Raw genomic sequence first — 19,305 nt, 5'->3', positions numbered from 1 at the left:
TTCGGTCTTCTTCAGAATCGTTCGGGTGTTCAAAATGTGCAATGAGAGAACCTAGGTTTCGTGGTTTTTATGATGCCTGAATGGCATCATGATGATGCTTAAAACGTATTTTAAGCATGGTGGTTTCTGGTCTTATCTGAAGCTGATGAGCACTAACTACGATGTGATTGTCATCGGTGGAGGACCTGAGGGAGACCGTTCTACAGCTATCTTTGCTGGGGCGGGCCTCCGTCTGGTCCTGCTGGAGCGGAAGCAGTTCCCTCGTCACCACATCGGGGTGTCACTAATCCATTTAGGTGCTTCCAGCTCGAAAGACTCGGGTTAGGGGAGCACATGAAGAAATCATCTCTGGGGCCTAACTGCATTTAATAAATTTATTCTCTGTGAACAACGCGAATGACAAGCCTGCGGGCGACTCCTCCACCTACGATGTCATTGTCATCGGCGGTGCTCTTTCTGGTGCAGCGACGGCGACACTTTTGCTCCGGCACAATCCGGGAATCAGGCTTTTGATCATCGAGAAATCGGCCAAACTGACGCGGCGTGTCGGTGAAGCGACGGTGGAGATCAGTGCTTACTTCATGGGGCGGGTGTTGGGGTTGACGCATTACCTGAATGAGAACCATTTAGTGAAGCAGGGACTGCGCTTCTGGTTCGAAAATGAGGAGGTGACGAATGTCTCCGAGGCCAGCGAACTAGGGGCGAAGTATCTTTCGCGCATTCCTTCCTATCAGCTTGATCGCTCCACCTTTGATGAAGAGGTGCTGCGCCGTGCCTGCTTGGCCGGGGCGGAGTTGATCCGCCCGGCGACTGTTTCTAATGTGCAGCTCAATGAAGGCGGCTTACAGACGCTGGAGATGAAGCATGAGGGGCAGTCACGGACACTGAGTACCCGTTGGTTGGTGGATGCCTCAGGCCTCGCTGCGGTGCTGGCAAGGAAGAACGGTTGGTGGAAGTCCAACGCGGAGCATCCCACTGCAGCAGTATGGTCCCGCTGGAAAGGTGTGAAAGATTGGGACAGTCGCGAACTGGCCCTAAAATATCCCGAGTGGTCACGGGCTGTGTATGGAATCCGCAACACAGCGACGAACCACATCATTGGCGATGGCTGGTGGAGCTGGTGGATCCCGCTGAAAGGCGGGGATGTGAGCGTGGGAATCGTCTTTGATCAACGCCTCGTCGAGTTTCCTTCCGAAGGGGGAAAGATCGGAGATCGGCTCAAGGCTTTTTTGATAAAACATCCGGTGGGACGTGAGATGCTGGTGGATGCGGAATACCAGGATGAGGACATGCACCTGAGACGGAACTTGGCCTATTACAGCACCACTTTTGCGGGGGATGGTTTTGTGCTGGTGGGAGATGCGGCCGCATTCATGGATCCCTTTTACAGCCCCGGCATGGACTGGATCTCCTTCACCACCAGCAGTGCAGCAAATCTGATCACGGAGCAGCGCCAGGGCAAGCCGATGGTGGAGCGGTTGATGAAATACAATCGTGATTTCAGTGTGAGTCATCGCCGTTGGTTCGAATCTCTTTACAAGGACAAGTATGAATACATGGGCGAGTTTGATCTGATGAGCCTCGCCTTTCGTCTAGACTTGGGGCTTTACTATTGGGGCGTTGTGGAGGTGCCTTTTAACCATGGGGAGGAAGCTTTGTTTGCCCCGCCCTTTTCACCTCCTTCAGGCCGCCTTTTTTCCGCGCTGATGAGCACTTATAACCGGAGGTTTGCGAAGATCGCCCGTCGCCGACGTCGGGTGGGGGAACTGGGTAAAACCAATCGTTCTCGGCGCTGCCTCATCCCTGGTTTCATGCTGAGGCGTAGTAACATGCTAAAGCTCTTCCCCATGCTAGAAAGCTGGGCCTGGCTGGAAATTACCGAAGGATGGAAAAGCTGGTTTGATGAAACCTGCGCTGCTGAAAATCCCGGCGCGAAGGTAAGCGCGGCCGAATCTGTTGAAGGCGTACCTGCGGTGAGCTAGAATCTAAATGAGTCCATCCATGCCACCTGTGCTGGTGGCGAAAGATTCCTCCTGCAGGCCGAGGCGGTGTAGGGTGCTGAGGTAGAGGTTAGGCAGCGGATAGTTATTCTTCTGGTCGAAGGCAAGATGCTGACCGTGTTTGAAGCCGCCTCCGGCGAAAAGCACAGGCATGTTCTTGTTGTCGTGGCTGGAGGCATTCCCCAAATTGGAAGTCATGAGGACCATGGTTTCATCCAGCATGGAGTCCGCCTTGAGCCGGCGAAGGAAGCCTCCCCATTCGTTGATCATGCCTTGTTCCACGATAGCGAGTTGTCGCAACTTTTCCTCGTTCATCCCATGGTGGCTGAGGCCGTGGTAGCTTTCATCCACACCATCCAGGCCAGTCACGGCATTGCCCGTCACATGCAGGGTGACAAAGCGGGTAGAGTCTGTAGCGAGGGCCAGATGAATGATGTCCAGGTAAATGCGCTCCACCGCTACCTCGTTGTCGCGCGGAATCTGAGTGGGGGCTTTGGCATTGACCTTGGGCTTGGGTTTGCGGATCCATTCCTCATTGGCGATGAGGCGCTGCTCCAGGTCTCGCACGCTGGTGAACCAGGCGTCCAGTTTGTCCCGGTCTCCAGAACCGACTTCACGCATGAGAGTCTTGGCCTCGGCGCCGACGACGTCCATGACGCTGCGCCCACGGCGGATCAGCTCGGTCTGCCGCTCCTGCTCGGCAGCATTGTCGTTAACAAAAAGTTTGGCGAAGAGCTTCATCGCATTGTTCTCTGCCGGAATCATGGCTCCATTCTCCGTGTAGGCAGGGCTGCTCTGGCTGTTGGTATTGAGTACCAGGGAGGGGAAACGCGTTTCGTGGCCCAGTTGTTTGGCCATCAGTTGGTCTAAGGAAATGGTGTTGCGGGAGGTGGCCCCACGTTGGTTAGGGCAGGCAGAAAAGATGCTGCCCTCTGCGGTGTGGCCGCCGGAGACACCGGGATGAGAAGACCCAGAGATGACGGTGAAGTCCTGGCGAATGTCCTGCAAGGATTGCAGGTACTGCGAGGGCTTGTAATCACGGCCAGCAGTTTCGGGCACGAGGTGAGGATTGTGCAAACCAAGAGCGAGGCTGATGCCGACGAAACGTTTGGCTTGGCGAGTTTCCGGCACGGCGGCAAAGGCAGGTGTCATTGCCTCTAGCACAGGTAGGCCCAAGGAAATGCCCAGGCCACGCAAGACGGCGCGGCGCGAGAGGTGGCGCTGGGTGGTGAAGGAGGCTGTGTTCATGGGGGGAAGAACTACTTGTGCGTGAAGATGGGACTCTTCACGGCTTCTAGAATCAACGAACGAAGGCCGAAATTCTTGCCTTGAGTCTGGGTGACGATGGCCTTTACGGCAGGGCGGTCACCAAAGCGGATGGGGGCACCCGTGGCGTAGGTGAGAAATTGGCCGACGAAGCCGGCTGCAAGCTGTTCTGGTTTGTGAAGGTAGATCTGCTGCCAGCTTTTCAGGTCGGTAAAGAGATCACCTTTGGGAGTCGTTCCAGAGGCTACAACAGGCACACCTTTGCCACGGAGGCCGTAGCGCTCGCGCCAGATACCGACGGGATCAAAGTTTTCCAAAACGAAGCCGGGCGGATCAATGGTGGCGTGGCAGGAGTTGCAAGATTCGTTGGAGCGGTGTTTTTCCAACTGGTCGCGAATGGACGTGGCTCCACGGATGTCTGGCTCGATGGCGGGGATGTCAGGCGGCGGCGGGGGAATGTGCTGGCCTAGTAGGCGCTCATTGACAAAGACCCCGCGAATAACCGGAGAGGTGGTGGTGCCATCTGCAGTGACTTTGAGAATAGCGCCCTGAGTGAGCAGACCGCCTCTGTTGACATCCTTTGAGTTAGTCAGTGAAATTTTTTGCAGACCACGGCCTGGTGTCACTTCAGCGGCGACTTGGTAGTGGCGGGCGAGACGACCATTGAGGAATGTGAAATCCGAGTCCACCAAGTGAGTGACGGAGAGATCTTTTTGTACAAGCTCGGTGACGTAGGTGCGAGTCTCTTGCAGCATGGATTCCTGCACCACAGCATCGTAGGTGGGGTAGAGCCGGGAGTCAGGAGAGGTGAAGTCCATTTTGGAAAGTTTGAGCCACTGGTCAGTGAAGCTGCGGATGAAGCGGCTTGCCTTGGGATCTGCCAGCATGCGCTCCACCTGTTGAGCGAGGACCTCCGGTTGCTTAAGGTGGCCATCGGCGGCTAACTTTAACAGGGAGTTGTCTGGCTGGCTGAGCCAGAAGGTGTAGCTAAGGCGAGAAGCAAGGGCGTAGGCTTCGAGCTCACCGGGGGCTTCAATGAAAGTAAGAAAGCGAGGAGAACACAAAATGGTGCGGTAAGCGACTAACAAGGAGTCTGTTAAAGAGTTGCCCGAGGCTAGAGCCTGGCGCCCCATGTTCAGGTAAGGGGCCAGTTGTTCATCGGTCACCGGACGACGGAACGCGCGGCGGGCAAAGCGAGCGACCAGTTTGTCCAGTGCGGTGGCGGGATCTGCCTTTTTCAGATTCGTCTCACCAAATAAATGCCGATGAACGCCGGCGCGGTCTGCCATGGGATAGATGCGCTGCATCTCGATGCCACGGTGGGCGATGCCGGAAAAACCATCGCCTGCGAGGTCACGGCCTTTGAAGGAGACATTGCCGCCTTGGGCTCCCGTGGGGGCACGGCGCAGGGTGGCATCGTTAGGTTTTAACTCCAGCATGTGGCCTTTATGCATCCAAGCTTCATAAACAAAGTCGCGCTGTTCTGGGGTGGCCTCAATAAGGCCGATCATGTACAGCATGGGGACATTTGAAACACAGGCACCGGAGCGTAGTGTGCCCCATACGGCTCCGCCAGGCCCTGGATTGATGGACTCCACTCCATGCACGGTGATGCGGTACCAGCCATCCTCTGGCACAGTGGTGGCGGTCATCTTGCCAAAAAATTGCAGCGTGATGGGCCAAGAGAGGCTCCGGCCACCGCGAGATTCTGGGCCGCGATAGTTGCCTCGGGTAACTTCCGCAAGTTGATCGGGCGTGAAGGATTTATTGAATTTGGAATCGCCTTTGAGCACCCGCTCACAAGCTTCGCCCAGGGCCAAGTCCGCCACATCCAGATAACGTGCAAGTTGGTGGTGGGAAAGCTGCTGGCCGTCTGCCACGGTGGCAAAGCCGTGCGATTCAGGGTCCTCTGGCAGCAGATCTTTGAGCGGGATATCAATCCCTAAAAGATCATGAATCGTGTGTTCATACTCAACTCGGGTAAGTCTGCGGCTGCGCACTCGGCCAAGAGTGACGGTCTCTTCTTGATCCGCACGCGACAGATCGCCTTGTAGCGTGGTGAGGAAGGTTTTGACCGCCGAAGTATCAGGTTTCTCGCTTTTCTTGGGTGGCATTTCTCCTTCATGCACTCGGTCAAACACACGCACCCAGCGGCGTAGGGTTTCTTGATTCTTCAGGTCAAAATTTACCGCTTGGAGATTCAGTCCTCCCTTTTGCACGTCGTCATCATGGCACTCCACACAATGCTGATCCAAAAACTTCGCGACAGGAGCAGGCGGGGGCGCAGGGGCTGCGTGGAGTGAGTGCAGAAAAAGAACTGCGCTGAACAAAACGTAAAAACGGGGGGACATTTTAAGGGGAACGCAGGAAACTGGCGCAGTTATCAGCGGCTTGCATGCCATAGCGATGGTTAGGGGAATCTGGAGCCGAATGTGCAAGGAGGCAAAAATCCTGTCGCAGGATGAGCCCCAGAAGCGTTCTTGAACGGAAGCCGTGGCTTTTGTCTCCCCATGAAAACTCTCCTGACGTTCCTCTCCATGATCTCTCTTGCTGTCTCTGCTGCTGATCTCCAGTCCATTCCGCTGAAAACGATTGATGGCAAAGAGGCCTCTTTGAAAGAATACGCGGGGAAGGTTCTACTGATCGTGAACGTTGCCTCTGAGTGCGGCTACACCAGTCAGTATGCGGGTCTGCAGGCTCTGCATGAGAAGTACGCGAAGGATGGATTCTCTGTGCTCGGCTTTCCCTGCAATGACTTTGGCGGTCAGGAACCCGGCTCTGAGGCAGACATCAAGAACTTCTGCACCAGCCGCTACAAGGTCAGCTTCCCCATGTTTGCGAAGGTCTCTATCACTGAGGGAAACAAACATCCACTTTTCGCTGCTTTGACCTCAAGCTCGCCTGTGCAGTGGAACTTTGAAAAATTTTTGGTTGGTAAGGATGGGCAACTCATTGATCGTTATGGGTCTGACGCGGAACCTGAGGGAGGAGAGATTGAAGCGGCTTTGAAAACAGCCTTGAGTAAATAAGCTTTTAAAAAGTAACTTTTTTACCTTTCCCGAATCCAACTTCGTTTTCCTGACGCAAATGCTTGTGTGAACACACAATCTTTGACATGGATGACCCCAACGACCTCGCGGAAAGCGAATTGGGTTTTCCCTGTCACGATTACTAGACGTTCTAAAGCTGTTCCAGTCTGTCTCATGCCATCTTCTGAAATCAGCGATGAAACTTTACTCCAGCGGGCTGGTGCTGGCGACATGCGTGCCTTTGAGACGTTGTATGATCGGTATTCACCTCGATTGTTAGGCCTCATGCGCCAGATGCTAGGCGATGAGCGCGAGGCTGAGGATGTGCTGCAAGAGGGGTTCCTTTACCTCTGGGACCATGCCCGTGACTATGATGTGAGCCGCAGCCGTGCCTTTACCTGGACGGTGATGATTTTCCGCCACAAGGCGATTGATCGGATGCGGGCGCTGGGACGTCGCCTGCGTTTGAATGAAACCGCAGCTATAGAGCAGGCGACCCTGGATGCCCCAGGGACCCGTGGAGATGACACCATGCAGATGAAAGAACGCCAAAAGCAAGTGCATGCCGCCTTGCTGGCCTTGCCTGGCGAACAACGGCAGTTGATCGAGTTCGCATTTTTAAAAGGGCTCACCCATCAGGCGATAGCCGAAGATCTACAATTACCCTTGGGCACCGTTAAAACACACATTCGACGCGGCTTGCTAAAGCTTCGCGATCTGATGAAAGGAGGGTTGGCGTGATGGACGAGCAACAAGAAGAACTCGCTGCTCTGAATGCACTGCATGCTCTCGATGAATCTGAGCAAAGCGCGCTGGAGATTTCGCGCACCCGTGATTCCGAACTGGATGATCTGGCGTCGGAGCTGGAACTGACGGTGGCAGAACTGGCCGCTCTAGCACCTGCCATCCGTCCACCTGCTGCTCTTAAAGCCTCAATCATGGCCCAAGTTAAGGAGCGCGCACGCGTTCAGAAGTTGGTTAAATCACGTCCTGTATCTTCCTCTCGCATGCAGCCTTTGGCCTGGGGCATAGCGGCCACTTTGGCGGCGGGATGCTTTTGGTTATGGAATGAACGAACCCAGTTGGCCCAACAAGTGGCAGCCATGACAGAGGTGGAGGCAGAAGCTCGCCAGCAGCTCATCCGTGTGCGTGATGAACGCGATGCTCTGGATGAGAAAAATGCAAAATCTGTGGAGCAGATGGTGCAACTGGCGACTCAGCTTGAAGGCATGCGTGAGAGCAGCCAGATTACCCAGCAGCAACTGGTCAGCCTGACAAAAGAGATTTCAGATCTGCGGAAGAAAGATGCATTTGCCCAGGTGCAGATCGCTAGCTTGCAAAGCACGGTCGCTGCCTACAAGGAAGGCGTGGCTGTAGTGGTGTGGGACAGTGAGAAGCATCAAGGCCTGCTCAAGCTGGAGAAAATGCCTCCGGTGGAATCGGGCAAGGATTATCAACTCTGGGTCGTGGACCCCAAGAATCCGACTCCTGTAAATGCAGGGGTGGTTCAGTTGGACGGACAGGGCTTTGCTAAGGTGGAGTTCAAGCCTGTGGAAGAAGTCAGCAGTGCTGCCAAATTTGCGTTGAGTGTGGAGCGTGAAGGCGGCGTCGCGAAGAACGAGGGCCCTATCATTCTGATTGGGCCGTGAGATCTTTTTGCTGAGGACTCCTTGTGGATAAGATGATCATTACCTGTGAGTGAAGAGGCCTTCTTCACGCGACCTTTCCGACCAGGAACGACCTTCCAAACAGTTATGAAAAAAGCCCATGCTTTCGCATGGGCTTTTGGATTTTTAGGGAGAGGCTTTCAGTGAAGATTATTCGCGAGCCACGCCATTGTTCCACGCGGAGTACATTTCTTCCACCGTTGGGATTTCCAACGGGCGGACGATGCGGAAGCCCAGCCAAGTGGCATCGGTGAGATACCAGATGCTCTTGGGCAATTGCGGGTCCTGCTGCTTCCAGGCGGGCTCGGAAGCACGGCGGGAGGCACTGCGAAGGAATTCGGCATCGTCGTCGTAGGTGCCGCCACGCGCTGTGTGCGGGTAGGGGGTCTTGGAGGGCACCCATTTGTTGCCCACAGCTCCGTTGCTCAGGCTTTTGTAGGTGCCTTCGTTGTATTGGTCCAGCGTCCACTCACAGACGTTGCCGTAGATGTCGTAGAGCCCCCAGGGATTCGGCTTCTTCTTGCCGACGGTGCTGTATTGGAAGTTAGGCGCGTTATCGAAATACCAGGCGTACTCGCCGAGGTCTTTGGGATCGTCACCGAAGAAGTAGGCCGTCGTGGTGCCGGCGCGGGCTGCATACTCCCACTCAGCTTCGGTAGGCAGGCGGTAGAAATGCCCCGTCTGAGCGCTGAGCCACTGGCAGTACTTATTGGCGGCGTGCTGAGTCATGCAGATGGCGGGGAAGCCATTGCGGCCCATGCCAAAATCCATCGGCTGGTAGGGTGGGGTGGGCTGGGAGATGAGGTCTTCTGGCTTGTCATTGGGGGACCAGACTTTGCGGCTACCGTCCTTATTGCGACCTTCGGCGGTGAGCTGGAAGGGCTCATACTCATCCCAGGTCACTTCGTATTTGCCGATCCAGAAAGGCTTGATCTGCACCTTCACCTGCGGGCCTTCGTCGTCCGCCCGGTTGGCTTCACCAGCGGGGCTCCCCATCAGGAACTCACCGCTTTTGATGGCGACCATGGAGTAGGGAGCGCCCGTTTTTGGCACCTTAGCATCGTAGGATTTCATGTCGGCCTCAGCTTTTTCTTGAGCCGTGGCGACGATCTTCGCGTGAATCTTTTTCACCAACTCCATGGTGTCTGGATTGTTGGTTGGCGCAGCGCCTTTTTCCTTGGCCTTGAGGGTTACGCCCTCGGGCCACACAGCCCCTTGCTCGATCCAGCCTTTCAGCATGGCGATCTCTTCCTTCTTCAGCGGGCCGCCACTTTTAGCAGGAGGCATGAGGTCATCTTCATCGGCACCCAGGGTGGTGAGATGATAGAGGGCGCTTTTGGCCAGGTCGAAGGCAACGATGTTCGGGGCGTTTTCGCCACTCTCAAATGCTTCTTTCTTGGTGCTGAGGATGTAGTCACCCTTGTCCTTTTCAGGGTTGTGGCAGCTCACGCAGTTCTGTTCCAAGATGGGCTGGATGTGCTTCACAAAGTCAATGCGAGGCTTCACCTCCAGGGTCACGCCGGCGGGCCACTCGGCTCCCTGCTCGATCCAATTTTTGATGACTTCGATCTGATTAGCGGCCAGCAGGCCTTCTTTGGATGGAGGCATCACCATTTCATCTTCGGCGGGTAGGATGAGGGTGGTGTAAATGGCGCTTTTTTTCAGGTCACCTGCCGTCAAACCTGGGCCGTTTTCATTCCCTTTGATCATGTCTTCCTTCGTGTGGAGACGGAAATCACCTTTGTCTTTGTCCACACCGTGGCAGTGGGTGCAGGCAGCTTCGAGGATGGGTTTGACCTGAGTGTTAAAATCCACCTTCGTGGCGGCTGCCGCGGTGAGTCCGGGCATCGCGGCGAGGGCGAGAAAGGCAGAGGTTAAGGGGCGGTGGGCTAACATGGAAGAGTTGGTTTAGCATGAGTGGGGCTTTTTGTCCACTCGGGAGGGGATGCGGGGGATAAGCGAGAAGATAAAAGTGGATTGAGTAAGGGCGTTCGAAAGCGCCATCACCTGTACGCGGCTTTTGAGCCGATTCTGACACGAACCTGTATTATTCTGCTAAATAGCAAGATGGTTCGATCAAAAGTCGCTACTGGTTCGGACTATCATTACGATATACCCACTCCGCATGAAACTGCTCTTTCTCATAGTTTCTCTCTTTTGGGGAACTGCCTCATTTTTGTCTGCCGCCCTCACGCTGCGCTCCATGGGGGTTAAGGGCGACGGGGTGACGGATGACCGGGCCGCGTTGGAAGCCGCGCTGAGACAAAGTGCGGGACAGCCAGTGGACGGCGAGGGGCTGACCTATGCGGTGCATGGCTCCGTCCATGTCCGTGTAGCGGTAAATCTAAGCAATGCCACCCTCCTTCAAACCATGGGGCGAGTAGATACGACAAAATTTATTCGTTCGACCCAAAACACCACGACTCCTACCGTTGTGCCAGCCGAGGCCCTGACCCAAATGGTCAATGGGGTACCCCTATTGCGTTATGATGGAGTGGCCACCTATGCGGAAGACCCCCTCGTGACGGGATCTGATTTAGAGGCCATTCGTGCGATGCTAAACATCCGCACCTTATTCATTTACGGGACGGAAAAACAGCCTGTTTCGGTGAAGCTGAACCGGGTGAAAATCCTGCGTGGTAACCACCCAGAGGCGGGGATGCATTCAAACTCTGCCGGTCTTTATCTGGTGGATGCCGCGCCCATTTCTTTGAAAGAGATCGAGATCACTGGGGACGGTAAAGGTGCCGGTCTATATCTCAACCGTTGTGCGAAGGTGAGGATGGATAAACTGAGTATTCACGACATTCATTGGGCTCCGTATGAGGGAGATGTAATGTTTTCCGGCGAAGTGCTAGGTCGTGATTTTGGCTGGAACAACAGTCCCATTTATGACTTCGATGAGCGGGCTGGTCACTTCATCCGGGTTCGCGTGCAGGAGCAGCTCACTGGCATCACGATCGGTAACTGTGAGGATGTCGAGTTGATCAACTCGCGCATCGAAAGGATCGGCACTCGTGTGGACGGAAAATTTCTGCCGTGGCAGGCCGATGGAGTGACCGTGGGCGGTGTAAAAGGGCTAGTGATGAGAGACTGTGTGATCACCAATACCTGGGAGGGTATTGATCTCACAGGGAAAGGCGCAGATGGCTTTTTACAAGAAAACATCCAAATCAGCGACAGCTTTTCCTACGGCTTCAAATACGCGCATCCGCAGAAGAACGGCAGAGTCATCAATTGCACTTCAGAGCGTGCGGGCTTCCGCAGTTTCACCATCGGATCTGAGTGTGAAAACATTTCGTTCATCAACTGCGCTGCTCTCGAAACTGGAGTGCAGGGCTACTGGGTGCGCCCCGGACGAGCTTCCAATGGCATCGCTGGTTTTGAACTCGGTTTTGATAAAACACGCTCACCTCGAAACATCACGCTTAAAGATTGCCGTGCGGAAAATGTGCAGTCTCTTGAGACCCTGGAGTTTGGCTTTACCACCAGTGATCGTGCGCGGAACCCTGAGTTAAACATCCGCCTCATTAACCCGAAAATCACAGGCGCAAAAATTCGGGCTATTGATGGATTTAAACAGGAATAAAAGTCGCCTAAACAGCGCCGGAGCATCCGCGCAGAATGAGAAAAAGTAGCGCGCTGCCCGCAAGTGAGACGAGGATTGAGCTGACGCAGCCCAGCCGATTGGAGAAAAAAACGAACATGCTGGCGGTGGGTGCATTTGAGTCAGGGGCGGTATAGAGACCACCCCTGCTTTTATTCGCTCAACTCATTCGCTCAATGGCGCTGGAGACGATCCAACTTGTGTTCGAGCGTGGCTTTCAATTTTTCAGCCGCACCGTCCATGGCGAAGGCGATGGTTTCTGCCTTATGGGTCACGGCGATCGGAGGATGGCCTTCCAGCCGAGCCTCCATCATGCAGCGTTTGTCCTGAGGACCGCTCTTTTTGCTGTTCTCATCATGGATGTGTATCTCCACACGTGTCACGTGGTCACTGACATGAGAAAGGGCGTCTGTGACGACGGCTTCAGCCTCAGCGGTGAATTCCTGACGGCCCGTGATGTGATTGTCGGTGTTGACTTGGATGATCATGGTAGTTGGGGTTGTCGTTGTCTAAATACATTCGTTTGAGACATGGTTTTGGCGTGGCTCGTTGAGATAAAAAACGTGGATTCCCCGAATCCACATCCGAGGTGCAGACCCTACAAAAATGAAAAATGGCCATCTGGTGCTAGATCGCCTCTGCCATCGTACCACGGGTCACTCCGAGCTGGGACTGAGCCTTGAGATCTCGCCAGATGTCTTCGCCACCCCGCTGGGAGGCGAGGAGGGATTGATAGGTGCGAATGATGCGCGTGGACTCTTCTTTGGTCTGTTCCAGGAGCTCCACGCGATAATGGCGGAGACCGGTTTGCATGAGGCCATTGAAGTATTGTGCTCCGGTCTGTGGCACTGCATTGAAGAGTGTATTTCGGCAGCCGACATCGGCCTTTAGCGGATGCTCCATGCCGACACGGTCACGCAGGCGAACTTTATGCTTTTCGCAGGGGCGGCCACAATTGGTAAAATCGGTGCCTTCAGAAAGGAAGGCCGCAAAGGCGCAGTGCTCCATGTGAAACATGGGCATGTGCTGGTGCAGGGTGATCTCAAACCAGGAGGGGGGTGCGCCTTCGAGTAGGGTTAGCACTTGATCAATATTGAGATCGTAACTGATGGTTAGGCGCTCCAGACCCGTTTGTTTCAGAAAGTCAGCAGTGAGGGGATTGGCCACATTCAAGGAGAAGTCGCCTGTGATCGGGATGCCTGCATCGCGGAAAAAGGCGATGGCGCCAAGGTTACGGATGAGTACACCGTGGGGCTCAGCCCGGCTAATGAGCTTGAAGATGCCTGCCTCGCCCGATTTTTGGATGCGTGGCGTGGCGAGGTAGATGCTGGAACTGCTGTTTTCCTTCACATACTTCACCGCATCGGCATACTGACGCACATCTTCAAAGTCCACGTAGAGATGGGTCACCCCCGTCTCCAGAGCTGCTTCAATCTGCTGCTGGTCGCGGCAGAGGATGTGCAGGGTGGGGGCCGCATCTGCTGCCTCGGATTTGGTCGGCACTTGGCTCCCCACTTCGGCGAGCATTTGCGTGACAGTACGGGAGGATGCGGGGCGCTGGATGGGTGCGGAGCCAATGAACTTCAAGTCAGCGCTCACCAAAGAACGCCGCATGCGGTTTAGTTCGCTGACCGGTAAGATGACGTTGCCTTCCAGGTGAAGCTCTAGGGTGCCGAGTTCAAAGGGAGTGCCCCCAAGGCGACCTAACTGATTTTGCAATGTCTCTAGTGTGAGCGGGCGTTGCAGTGCTTGTTCCAGCATTATGCTAGAGGCGACATTAACGGCTTGGCCTTTTACCTGAATGATGAGGGGTTCCCCCGCTTTGCCGGAGATAATGAGGTCAAGAGGCTGCTTTTTACGTAGCGGGATATCTCCCTGAAAAGTCTGGCGAAGTCGCTGGTCAAGGGCTTGGTCGCCTGTTTTAAAAATACGCGTGCCCGGGGCGATGAGATCTGTGCGAAGTCGGCCATGCTGGAATTCGATCCAGTTGCCCTGCTGACCATAAATGCGGCCGCCTTGCTCGTTATTGGTGTCTTGCAGGTTTTCGAAAACAACGCCATCGCCGTTCTTGAGGTGGTCGGGGATTTCTTCGAGCTCAACGGCATCACGCGCGACGGAGCGGACGACGCCGACATAATAACCGCGTTTTTTACCGTAGTAGGCCCCCACCAATTCTTGGTGATTCACACCATGCATCCAGCCGCTATAAAGTCCGCGCGAGAAAGTCATCTCCAGTTCGTAGCGATCTTCCTCGGTGATGATTTCGCTGAGGTCTTTATCTGCGAGGGCGGCATCAATAGCTTTGCGATAAACTCGGGTGACGGCAGCAACATACTCCGGGGTTTTCAGACGACCTTCGATTTTAAAACTGCGGATGCCTAGCTCGATGAGACGCGGGATTTCCTGCACAGCGGCGAGGTCCTGTGGGCTCAAGAGGTAGCGTTTGTCGCCTAAGTCTCTCAGCTCTCCATCCACGATCATTTCATAAGGCATGCGACAGGCCTGGGCGCACTCGCCACGGTTCGCACTGCGGCGGCCTAACGACTCGCTCGTCAAACATTGGCCGCTGTAAGCGACACAGAGAGCACCGTGAACGAAGACTTCCAAGGGGACTTCCGGTTTGTCGTTGGCTTGGAAACGTTCCAGTTCACGCAGGCTCAGTTCTCGGGCGAGCACGGCTTGGTCAATGCCCAGGGTGTTGGCCCGTTCGAGTCCCTCGGGAGAGGTAATGGTCATCTGCGTGCTGGCATGCAGGCGCAGGCCCGGGGCGAGTTCCTTGACCATGCGGGCGAGGCCGAGATCCTGAATGATGACGGCATCTACGCCAGCGGCTTCGAGCTCGCGGAGTTGCGTTTCTGCATCGGCCAGTTCGCTGGTGAAAATGAGAACGTTAAAAGCGCAGTAACCTTTGACCCCGTGACTGTGGAGGAAGCGCATCAACTCCGGCAGATCTTCGGCCGTGAAGTTGTCTGCACGCATGCGAGCATTGAAGCGTGGCAGGCCAAAGAAAATGGCATCGGCACCATTGGCGACGGCGGCACGGGCACACTCCCAGTTTCCGGCAGGGGAGAGGAGTTCAGGCAAATGAAGGTGGCGGGGCATGGGCGGGAAAGAGGCTCAAAACAGGTGGTGATGAGCAGGGGAAATGGTTGCGAGGTCTCGACACTAGCCGAGAAAAACTTTTGCGCGGCAATGTGGAAATCACACCGAACATGCACGATAGGCCAAAAAGGCCTTTTGTCACGCCATCGTAACGACCACCGATGGGTCCCACTGGGCGCGGAGGTGGTGCACAGCAGCGATGATGGCCTGCGCGGCCTGGGGAATTTCGGCCTCGGTATTGAGTCGAGATAAAGAAAAACGCAGGGTACTGGCGGCGTGGCGCGCATCGTATCCCATGGCCTCCAGGACGTGGGACGGATGCAAGGAAGCAGTGTGACAAGCCGATCCTCCCGAACAGGCGAGGCCTTTTTGATCCAGGCGAATGAGGAGGGCTGCCGCATCCACTCCAGGAAAGTGAATGGAAGAAGTATTGGGCAGTCGCGGAGCGGACTGGCTGTGGATTTCTAGCTCTGGCAGAGCCGCGAGGAGCTGCTGCTCCAGCGCGTCACGCAGAGGCTGCATGTCAATGTGGCTGATCATGGCCAGTTCAGCCGCTTTTCCTAGAGCGACGATACCGGGGACATTCTCGGTACCACTGCGGCGTTCTTTTTCCTGGCCACCGCCGATGATCATGGGCTGAAAGGGTGCATGGTGACTAACAAACAATGCACCGATGCCTTTGGGCGTATGCATCTTGTGCCCACTCAGGCTGAGGAAATCCACGCCCGCGTCGCGCACATCCACAGATAGCTTGCCCAGCATTTGCACTGCATCTGCATGCACCAGTGCGCCGGCGGAATGAGCGAGCGCTGCGATCTCGGTCATGGGCTGGATGACCCCCGTTTCATTGTTTGCCCAGAGCATGGACACTAGAGCTGTCTCGCCGGGAATGAGGGCCGTCTTTAGAGCCTCAAGGTCTAGCAGGCCAGTTTGGTGGACGGGAATGACCTTTACTTGGCCTCCCTGGGCCTGCCAGCGTTCGGCGCATTCCAGCGTGGCAGGGTGCTCGGTAGCACTGATGATCAGCAGCGAGCGGTCTGGACAGGTGTGGCGGGCTGAAAGAAGAACGCTATTGATGCTCTCTGTCGCTCCACTGGTGAAGATGATCTCGGACTCGTCAGCTCCGATCAGTGTCGCGACTTGTTTACGCGCATTCTCCACCGCCCGTCGGGCATGGCGGCCAGCAGCGTGGGAGGATGAAGCATTGCCGTAGTGCTGCGATAAAAACGGCAGCATGGCCTCAATCACAGCCGGGTCCGGCGGTGTAGTGGCATTGGCATCAAGGTAAATCATGGGAGCAGGAGAGATACGAATGGATCAGGTGGGGCGTTCTTCAATCCACGTGAGCACCTGCCTGCGTTGCACAGGTAGCCGACGGTGAAAGTTATCCTCAATGGCATGGGCCGCTTGACCTCCGGCGGCTAAACCTTCGCCTACAAGACCTAGGTCTTCAGCTAGGCGGAGCTCAAAACGCTCAATCAAAGCACGGCTGGGATCGTGATCATTGAGGTAATCCAGCGCCTTGATAAGGAGTTCATGAATGGCGGGCAGTGGCGCGTGAGGCTCCACCACTAAAGAAATGAGTTTAACCAAATAGGTGGCAGCGAGTACGCGCCCGTAACTGCTACGCAGGCCGAGACGTGGATTTTGCCAATGAGCCTCCACCAGTTTGTGCAGATCACTGCTGCGAGACTGGGTGTAGCTGATGTCTGCTGAGACAAAAAGATCCAACAAGCCTGCGAAAGCGGATTTGGGGCGGAGAGCCCCTTTGGCAATGGTGCGGAAGAGCCCTTGATCAGCACTGCACCATTGGACGATCAGCGTCGTCTCCGAGTAGCGTGTGCGTCCGATGAGGATGGCCTCCGTTTTTTCCATGGGTGAGTATGTCTCATTCAAATGCCCCCGCTGCAAGTTGCGCCATTTTCTGCGGGGGAAGATCGGTCCTTTGATTGCAGCGGCTAGGATGTTGCGTTGTATTTTCACCCATGCTTACAGACTCCTCCCGGCTCCGCGATTTTCCCACGCTGCAAGGCATCACCTACCTCAATACTGCGGCTGAAAGCATCCCGCCTCTGGGCGTGGGCGAAGCACTGCAAGCTTACTGGAAGGACAAAACACGGGGGATGCGAGGGCGTGAAGGGCACTTTGCTGCGGTGGAAAACTGCCGGGAGATCAGTGCTAAAATGCTAGGACTGAACACGGACGAAGTGTCTTTCTGCTCTTGCAGCTCGGAGGCTTACAATCTTTTGGCCAGCGCCTTGAATTTGAGCGCGGAGGATGAGGTGGTGGTGACCGATCTGGACTTTCCCGCCGGGGCGACTCCGTGGCTGCGTGCGGTGCAGCCTCCCAGGGTACGCTTATGGAAGGCCACCGAAGGAGAACTGAAAGCGACTGAACTGGCTTCATTACTGAATGAGAAAACGAAGCTCGTTCAGGTCTCCCTGATAAGTTTTTTTAACGGGCACCGCATTGCTTGGACGGCCTTGCACGAGAGCGTGCGTAAGCTAGCACCGAATGCGCTCATCTCCGTGGACATCACGCAGGCTTTTGGCCGGGTGGAGTTGAATTGCCCTGGGGCAGATATTCTCATCAGCAGCACTCATAAATGGACGCTGGGAGTGCATGGGGGCTGCATCATCGGGGTGCCGAAACAGAATGCTCAGCGTCTAACGACCCATGCTGGCGGCTGGTACCATTTGAGCAACGCCTTTGATGCCGATCGCTTTGACCGGGCGGTGACTAAGCCGGGGGCACTGAGTTTCTCGGTGGGTATGCCGAACTTCGCGGCTCTGTATGCCCTGAATGCGGCGCTGCGTTACGTGGATGATGTGGGCGTGGCCGCGATCTCGGCCCATGCGGATCCGTTAGTGAAAGAGCTTTATGAAGGCCTCATCGCCCTCGGTTTAAAACCCATGTGCCCACTGCATGCAGACCTGAAGACGGGCATCATCGCCTTCATGCATGAACGCAGTGGCGAGATCCATGCAGCGCTGGAAAAAGCCGATGTTCATGTCATGCACAGTGCGGGCCGTATTCGGCTGGCGGTGCATGGCTACAATACCCGGGCCGATGTGAGACGTGCCTTAGAAGTGCTGCGCGGATGTGTGGCTTAAGGAACGGGGATAAAAAGCGTTAGGCTCTTTATCCCCGCTTAACCTTTGGTTAGGCGCGCTTGAGCTTGCCGCTGGCGGTCAGCGGCAGTTGTGGCACGGCGCTGAAGAGCAGGGGAATCTTATACCCGGCAAGGTGAGCGCGGCAGTGATTGCGTAGCTCCATGGTGGTGGGGGCACCTTCGGGACTGGCGATGTAGCGCACGATGGGCACCTCCCCATAGAGAGGATGCAGACGAGCTTCGACGAGGGAGCGCTGCACCTTCGGGTGGGAATCCAGGACGCGCTCCACTTCCTCTGGGAAGACCTTCATACCGCCGACATTGATCAGGGTTTTCTTGCGTCCGCAGATGGTCACGCGGCCTGCCGCATCACGCCGGCCCAGGTCACCGGTTGTGAACCAACCTTCCGCATCCAGGGCTTCCGCACGCGGCATCCAGGGGTCCAGGTAGGCATCGAACATTCCTTTGCCACGCAGGCAGATTTCGCCTGGCTCACCCGCAGGTGGTTCGCGGCCCGTATCATCCTTCAGCAGGCATTCATAGGCGCTCAGCGGCAGGCCGATGGCCTCGGGGGCCTCTTGCGCGCCAGTGAGGTTCAGCACGGGCAGCCCGAGTTCGATGATGCCCAGGCCCTGCACCAGATCGCGGCCAAAACGGGCGCGGAATTTCTCCGCCGTGGCAGCATCCAGCGCAGCGGCGGTAGCCACCGCCAGGCGCAGGGTGGTCCACTCGCCCACGGGCGGTGCCTCCACCAGCTGGCGATAGTGCACGGGGCTGCCGTACATGACGGTGGCTTTTTGCTCAGCCCCAGCGCGCAGCAGGTCCTCACCCATGTGGGTTTCCTCGATGATGGTTGTGGCCCCGTGGTAGAGGTACAGTACGATGGAGACGGCAAAGTGATGCGCCATGGGCAGCACCCACAGTACACGATCGCCAGGGCCAATGCGCAGGCCTTCATTGGCGGCGGTGATGCGCTCCAGCAGGGACTCGTGGGAAAGCAGAACGCCTTTCGATTTGCCCGTGGTGCCGGAGCTGAAGCGGATGAAGGCGGGGTTAATCCCCTCAAACGCCGCTGCTGGGAAACCGGGCGTGACAGCGGGCAGGCGCTGGATCAGCACTTTTTGTTCGGCCACGCTGAAGGCGCCCAGCTTTTGCGTGCCCTCAGGCAGCCAGCCGGCCAGCGTTTCCAGCACCAGCACGGCATCCATGCCGGTGCGGGTGGCGAGGTCGCGCTTTTCCTCATCGGCCAGTTCATCCGGAATGGGGACAAAGCAGGCTCCGGCGGCCAGAGTGGCCAGCGCCAGGGGCACATAGTCCAGGCTGCTGGGGAAGTGTACGCCGATGCGCAGGCGATCCACCCGCGCGGGATCATGCGGCACATGCTGCTGGATCATCGCAGCGAGGGCATCGCACTGCTGGAAAAGGGACTCGTAACTGAGCGTGCGGTCTTTCTGGACCAACGCGACCGCTTGGGGCGTCGCACGCTGACGGATGGCTTCGACGATGCTGAACATGAAGCCGT

The 19,305-nt window shown here is 56.1% G+C and carries 15 protein-coding genes; 7 read left to right on the top strand and 8 right to left on the bottom strand.

Going from position 1 to position 19,305, the window contains the following annotated elements:
• Nucleotides 1-88: 88 nt before the first annotated feature.
• Together HNQ64_RS21430 and HNQ64_RS21425 are read left to right on the top strand one after the other, a co-directional pair.
• Nucleotides 89-325 carry a hypothetical protein gene (locus HNQ64_RS21430; protein WP_184212640.1) on the top strand — a complete coding sequence of 79 codons (237 nt, stop codon included), beginning with the start codon at nt 89-91 and terminating at the stop codon, nt 323-325.
• A 58-nt stretch (nt 326-383) separates the two neighbouring features.
• Nucleotides 384-1,982 carry a tryptophan 7-halogenase gene (locus tag HNQ64_RS21425; RefSeq protein WP_184212638.1) on the top strand — a complete coding sequence of 533 codons (1,599 nt, stop codon included), beginning with the start codon at nt 384-386 and terminating at the stop codon, nt 1,980-1,982.
• 3 nt (nt 1,983-1,985) lie between these two features.
• Here the strand turns inward: HNQ64_RS21425 and HNQ64_RS21420 are convergent, their stop codons facing one another.
• Complete coding sequence (locus tag HNQ64_RS21420; RefSeq protein WP_184212636.1) at nt 1,986-3,248, bottom strand: DUF1552 domain-containing protein; 1,263 nt, start codon at nt 3,246-3,248, stop codon at nt 1,986-1,988.
• Between the two features lie 11 nt (nt 3,249-3,259).
• Complete coding sequence (locus HNQ64_RS21415) at nt 3,260-5,617, bottom strand: DUF1592 domain-containing protein (RefSeq protein ID WP_184212634.1); 2,358 nt, start codon at nt 5,615-5,617, stop codon at nt 3,260-3,262.
• Nucleotides 5,618-5,776: 159 nt separating this feature from the next.
• Here HNQ64_RS21415 and HNQ64_RS21410 point away from each other — a divergent pair, with 159 nt between their 5' ends.
• From HNQ64_RS21410 to HNQ64_RS21400, 3 genes are all read left to right on the top strand, one after another.
• A complete protein-coding gene (locus HNQ64_RS21410; protein WP_184212632.1) occupies nt 5,777-6,295 on the top strand; it encodes a glutathione peroxidase in 519 nt (172 codons plus the stop codon).
• Between the two features lie 174 nt (nt 6,296-6,469).
• Nucleotides 6,470-7,036, top strand: coding sequence for an RNA polymerase sigma factor (locus HNQ64_RS21405; protein ID WP_184212630.1), 567 nt, complete (start codon nt 6,470-6,472; stop codon nt 7,034-7,036).
• A complete protein-coding gene (locus HNQ64_RS21400) occupies nt 7,036-7,944 on the top strand; it encodes an anti-sigma factor domain-containing protein (RefSeq protein ID WP_184212628.1) in 909 nt (302 codons plus the stop codon). Before HNQ64_RS21405 ends, HNQ64_RS21400 begins: the two co-directional genes overlap by 1 nt.
• Nucleotides 7,945-8,112: 168 nt before the next feature.
• Here HNQ64_RS21400 and HNQ64_RS21395 read toward each other — a convergent pair whose 3' ends face one another.
• Nucleotides 8,113-9,858 (bottom strand): SUMF1/EgtB/PvdO family nonheme iron enzyme, encoded by a 1,746-nt coding sequence (locus HNQ64_RS21395; protein WP_246431155.1) that lies wholly within the window; start codon nt 9,856-9,858, stop codon nt 8,113-8,115.
• Nucleotides 9,859-10,138: 280 nt separating this feature from the next.
• Between HNQ64_RS21395 and HNQ64_RS21390 the strand changes: the two genes are divergently transcribed.
• Complete coding sequence (locus HNQ64_RS21390; RefSeq protein ID WP_184212626.1) at nt 10,139-11,551, top strand: right-handed parallel beta-helix repeat-containing protein; 1,413 nt, start codon at nt 10,139-10,141, stop codon at nt 11,549-11,551.
• A gap of 191 nt (nt 11,552-11,742) precedes the next feature.
• Here the strand turns inward: HNQ64_RS21390 and HNQ64_RS21385 are convergent, their stop codons facing one another.
• From HNQ64_RS21385 to recO, 4 genes are all read right to left on the bottom strand, one after another.
• Nucleotides 11,743-12,057 (bottom strand): HPF/RaiA family ribosome-associated protein, encoded by a 315-nt coding sequence (locus HNQ64_RS21385; protein ID WP_184212624.1) that lies wholly within the window; start codon nt 12,055-12,057, stop codon nt 11,743-11,745.
• 139 nt (nt 12,058-12,196) lie between these two features.
• Complete coding sequence (locus tag HNQ64_RS21380; protein ID WP_184212622.1) at nt 12,197-14,671, bottom strand: U32 family peptidase; 2,475 nt, start codon at nt 14,669-14,671, stop codon at nt 12,197-12,199.
• A gap of 138 nt (nt 14,672-14,809) precedes the next feature.
• A complete protein-coding gene (locus HNQ64_RS21375) occupies nt 14,810-15,964 on the bottom strand; it encodes a cysteine desulfurase family protein (RefSeq protein ID WP_184212620.1) in 1,155 nt (384 codons plus the stop codon).
• Nucleotides 15,965-15,988: 24 nt separating this feature from the next.
• The gene (gene recO, locus HNQ64_RS21370; protein ID WP_184212618.1) at nt 15,989-16,546 is read right to left on the bottom strand and encodes a DNA repair protein RecO; all 558 of its coding nucleotides are present in this window, start codon (nt 16,544-16,546) and stop codon (nt 15,989-15,991) included.
• A 110-nt stretch (nt 16,547-16,656) separates the two neighbouring features.
• Between recO and HNQ64_RS21365 the strand changes: the two genes are divergently transcribed.
• A complete protein-coding gene (locus HNQ64_RS21365; RefSeq protein WP_184212616.1) occupies nt 16,657-17,784 on the top strand; it encodes an aminotransferase class V-fold PLP-dependent enzyme in 1,128 nt (375 codons plus the stop codon).
• A 49-nt stretch (nt 17,785-17,833) separates the two neighbouring features.
• Here the strand turns inward: HNQ64_RS21365 and HNQ64_RS21360 are convergent, their stop codons facing one another.
• Complete coding sequence (locus tag HNQ64_RS21360; protein WP_184212614.1) at nt 17,834-19,297, bottom strand: class I adenylate-forming enzyme family protein; 1,464 nt, start codon at nt 19,295-19,297, stop codon at nt 17,834-17,836.
• Nucleotides 19,298-19,305: the final 8 nt, after the last annotated feature.

The organism is Prosthecobacter dejongeii, assembly GCF_014203045.1.
GTDB lineage: Bacteria > Verrucomicrobiota > Verrucomicrobiia > Verrucomicrobiales > Verrucomicrobiaceae > Prosthecobacter > Prosthecobacter dejongeii.
The sequence above is the reverse complement of the archived record's forward strand: the minus strand, read 5'-3'. Positions and strand labels throughout refer to the sequence as shown.

Bases quoted from the DNA above. Each gene is read 5' to 3' on its own strand.
- HNQ64_RS21430 (WP_184212640.1), top strand. From the start codon at position 89: ATGATGATGCTTAAAACGTATTTTAAGCATGGTGGTTTCTGGTCTTAT.
- HNQ64_RS21420 (WP_184212636.1), bottom strand. From the start codon at position 3,248: ATGAACACAGCCTCCTTCACCACCCAGCGCCACCTCTCGCGCCGCGCC.
- HNQ64_RS21415 (WP_184212634.1), bottom strand. From the start codon at position 5,617: ATGTCCCCCCGTTTTTACGTTTTGTTCAGCGCAGTTCTTTTTCTGCAC.
- HNQ64_RS21410 (WP_184212632.1), top strand. From the start codon at position 5,777: ATGAAAACTCTCCTGACGTTCCTCTCCATGATCTCTCTTGCTGTCTCT.
- HNQ64_RS21405 (WP_184212630.1), top strand. From the start codon at position 6,470: ATGCCATCTTCTGAAATCAGCGATGAAACTTTACTCCAGCGGGCTGGT.
- HNQ64_RS21400 (WP_184212628.1), top strand. From the start codon at position 7,036: ATGGACGAGCAACAAGAAGAACTCGCTGCTCTGAATGCACTGCATGCT.
- HNQ64_RS21395 (WP_246431155.1), bottom strand. From the start codon at position 9,858: ATGTTAGCCCACCGCCCCTTAACCTCTGCCTTTCTCGCCCTCGCCGCG.
- HNQ64_RS21385 (WP_184212624.1), bottom strand. From the start codon at position 12,057: ATGATCATCCAAGTCAACACCGACAATCACATCACGGGCCGTCAGGAA.
- HNQ64_RS21380 (WP_184212622.1), bottom strand. From the start codon at position 14,671: ATGCCCCGCCACCTTCATTTGCCTGAACTCCTCTCCCCTGCCGGAAAC.
- HNQ64_RS21375 (WP_184212620.1), bottom strand. From the start codon at position 15,964: ATGATTTACCTTGATGCCAATGCCACTACACCGCCGGACCCGGCTGTG.
- recO (WP_184212618.1), bottom strand. From the start codon at position 16,546: ATGGAAAAAACGGAGGCCATCCTCATCGGACGCACACGCTACTCGGAG.
- HNQ64_RS21365 (WP_184212616.1), top strand. From the start codon at position 16,657: ATGCTTACAGACTCCTCCCGGCTCCGCGATTTTCCCACGCTGCAAGGC.
- HNQ64_RS21360 (WP_184212614.1), bottom strand. From the start codon at position 19,297: ATGTTCAGCATCGTCGAAGCCATCCGTCAGCGTGCGACGCCCCAAGCG.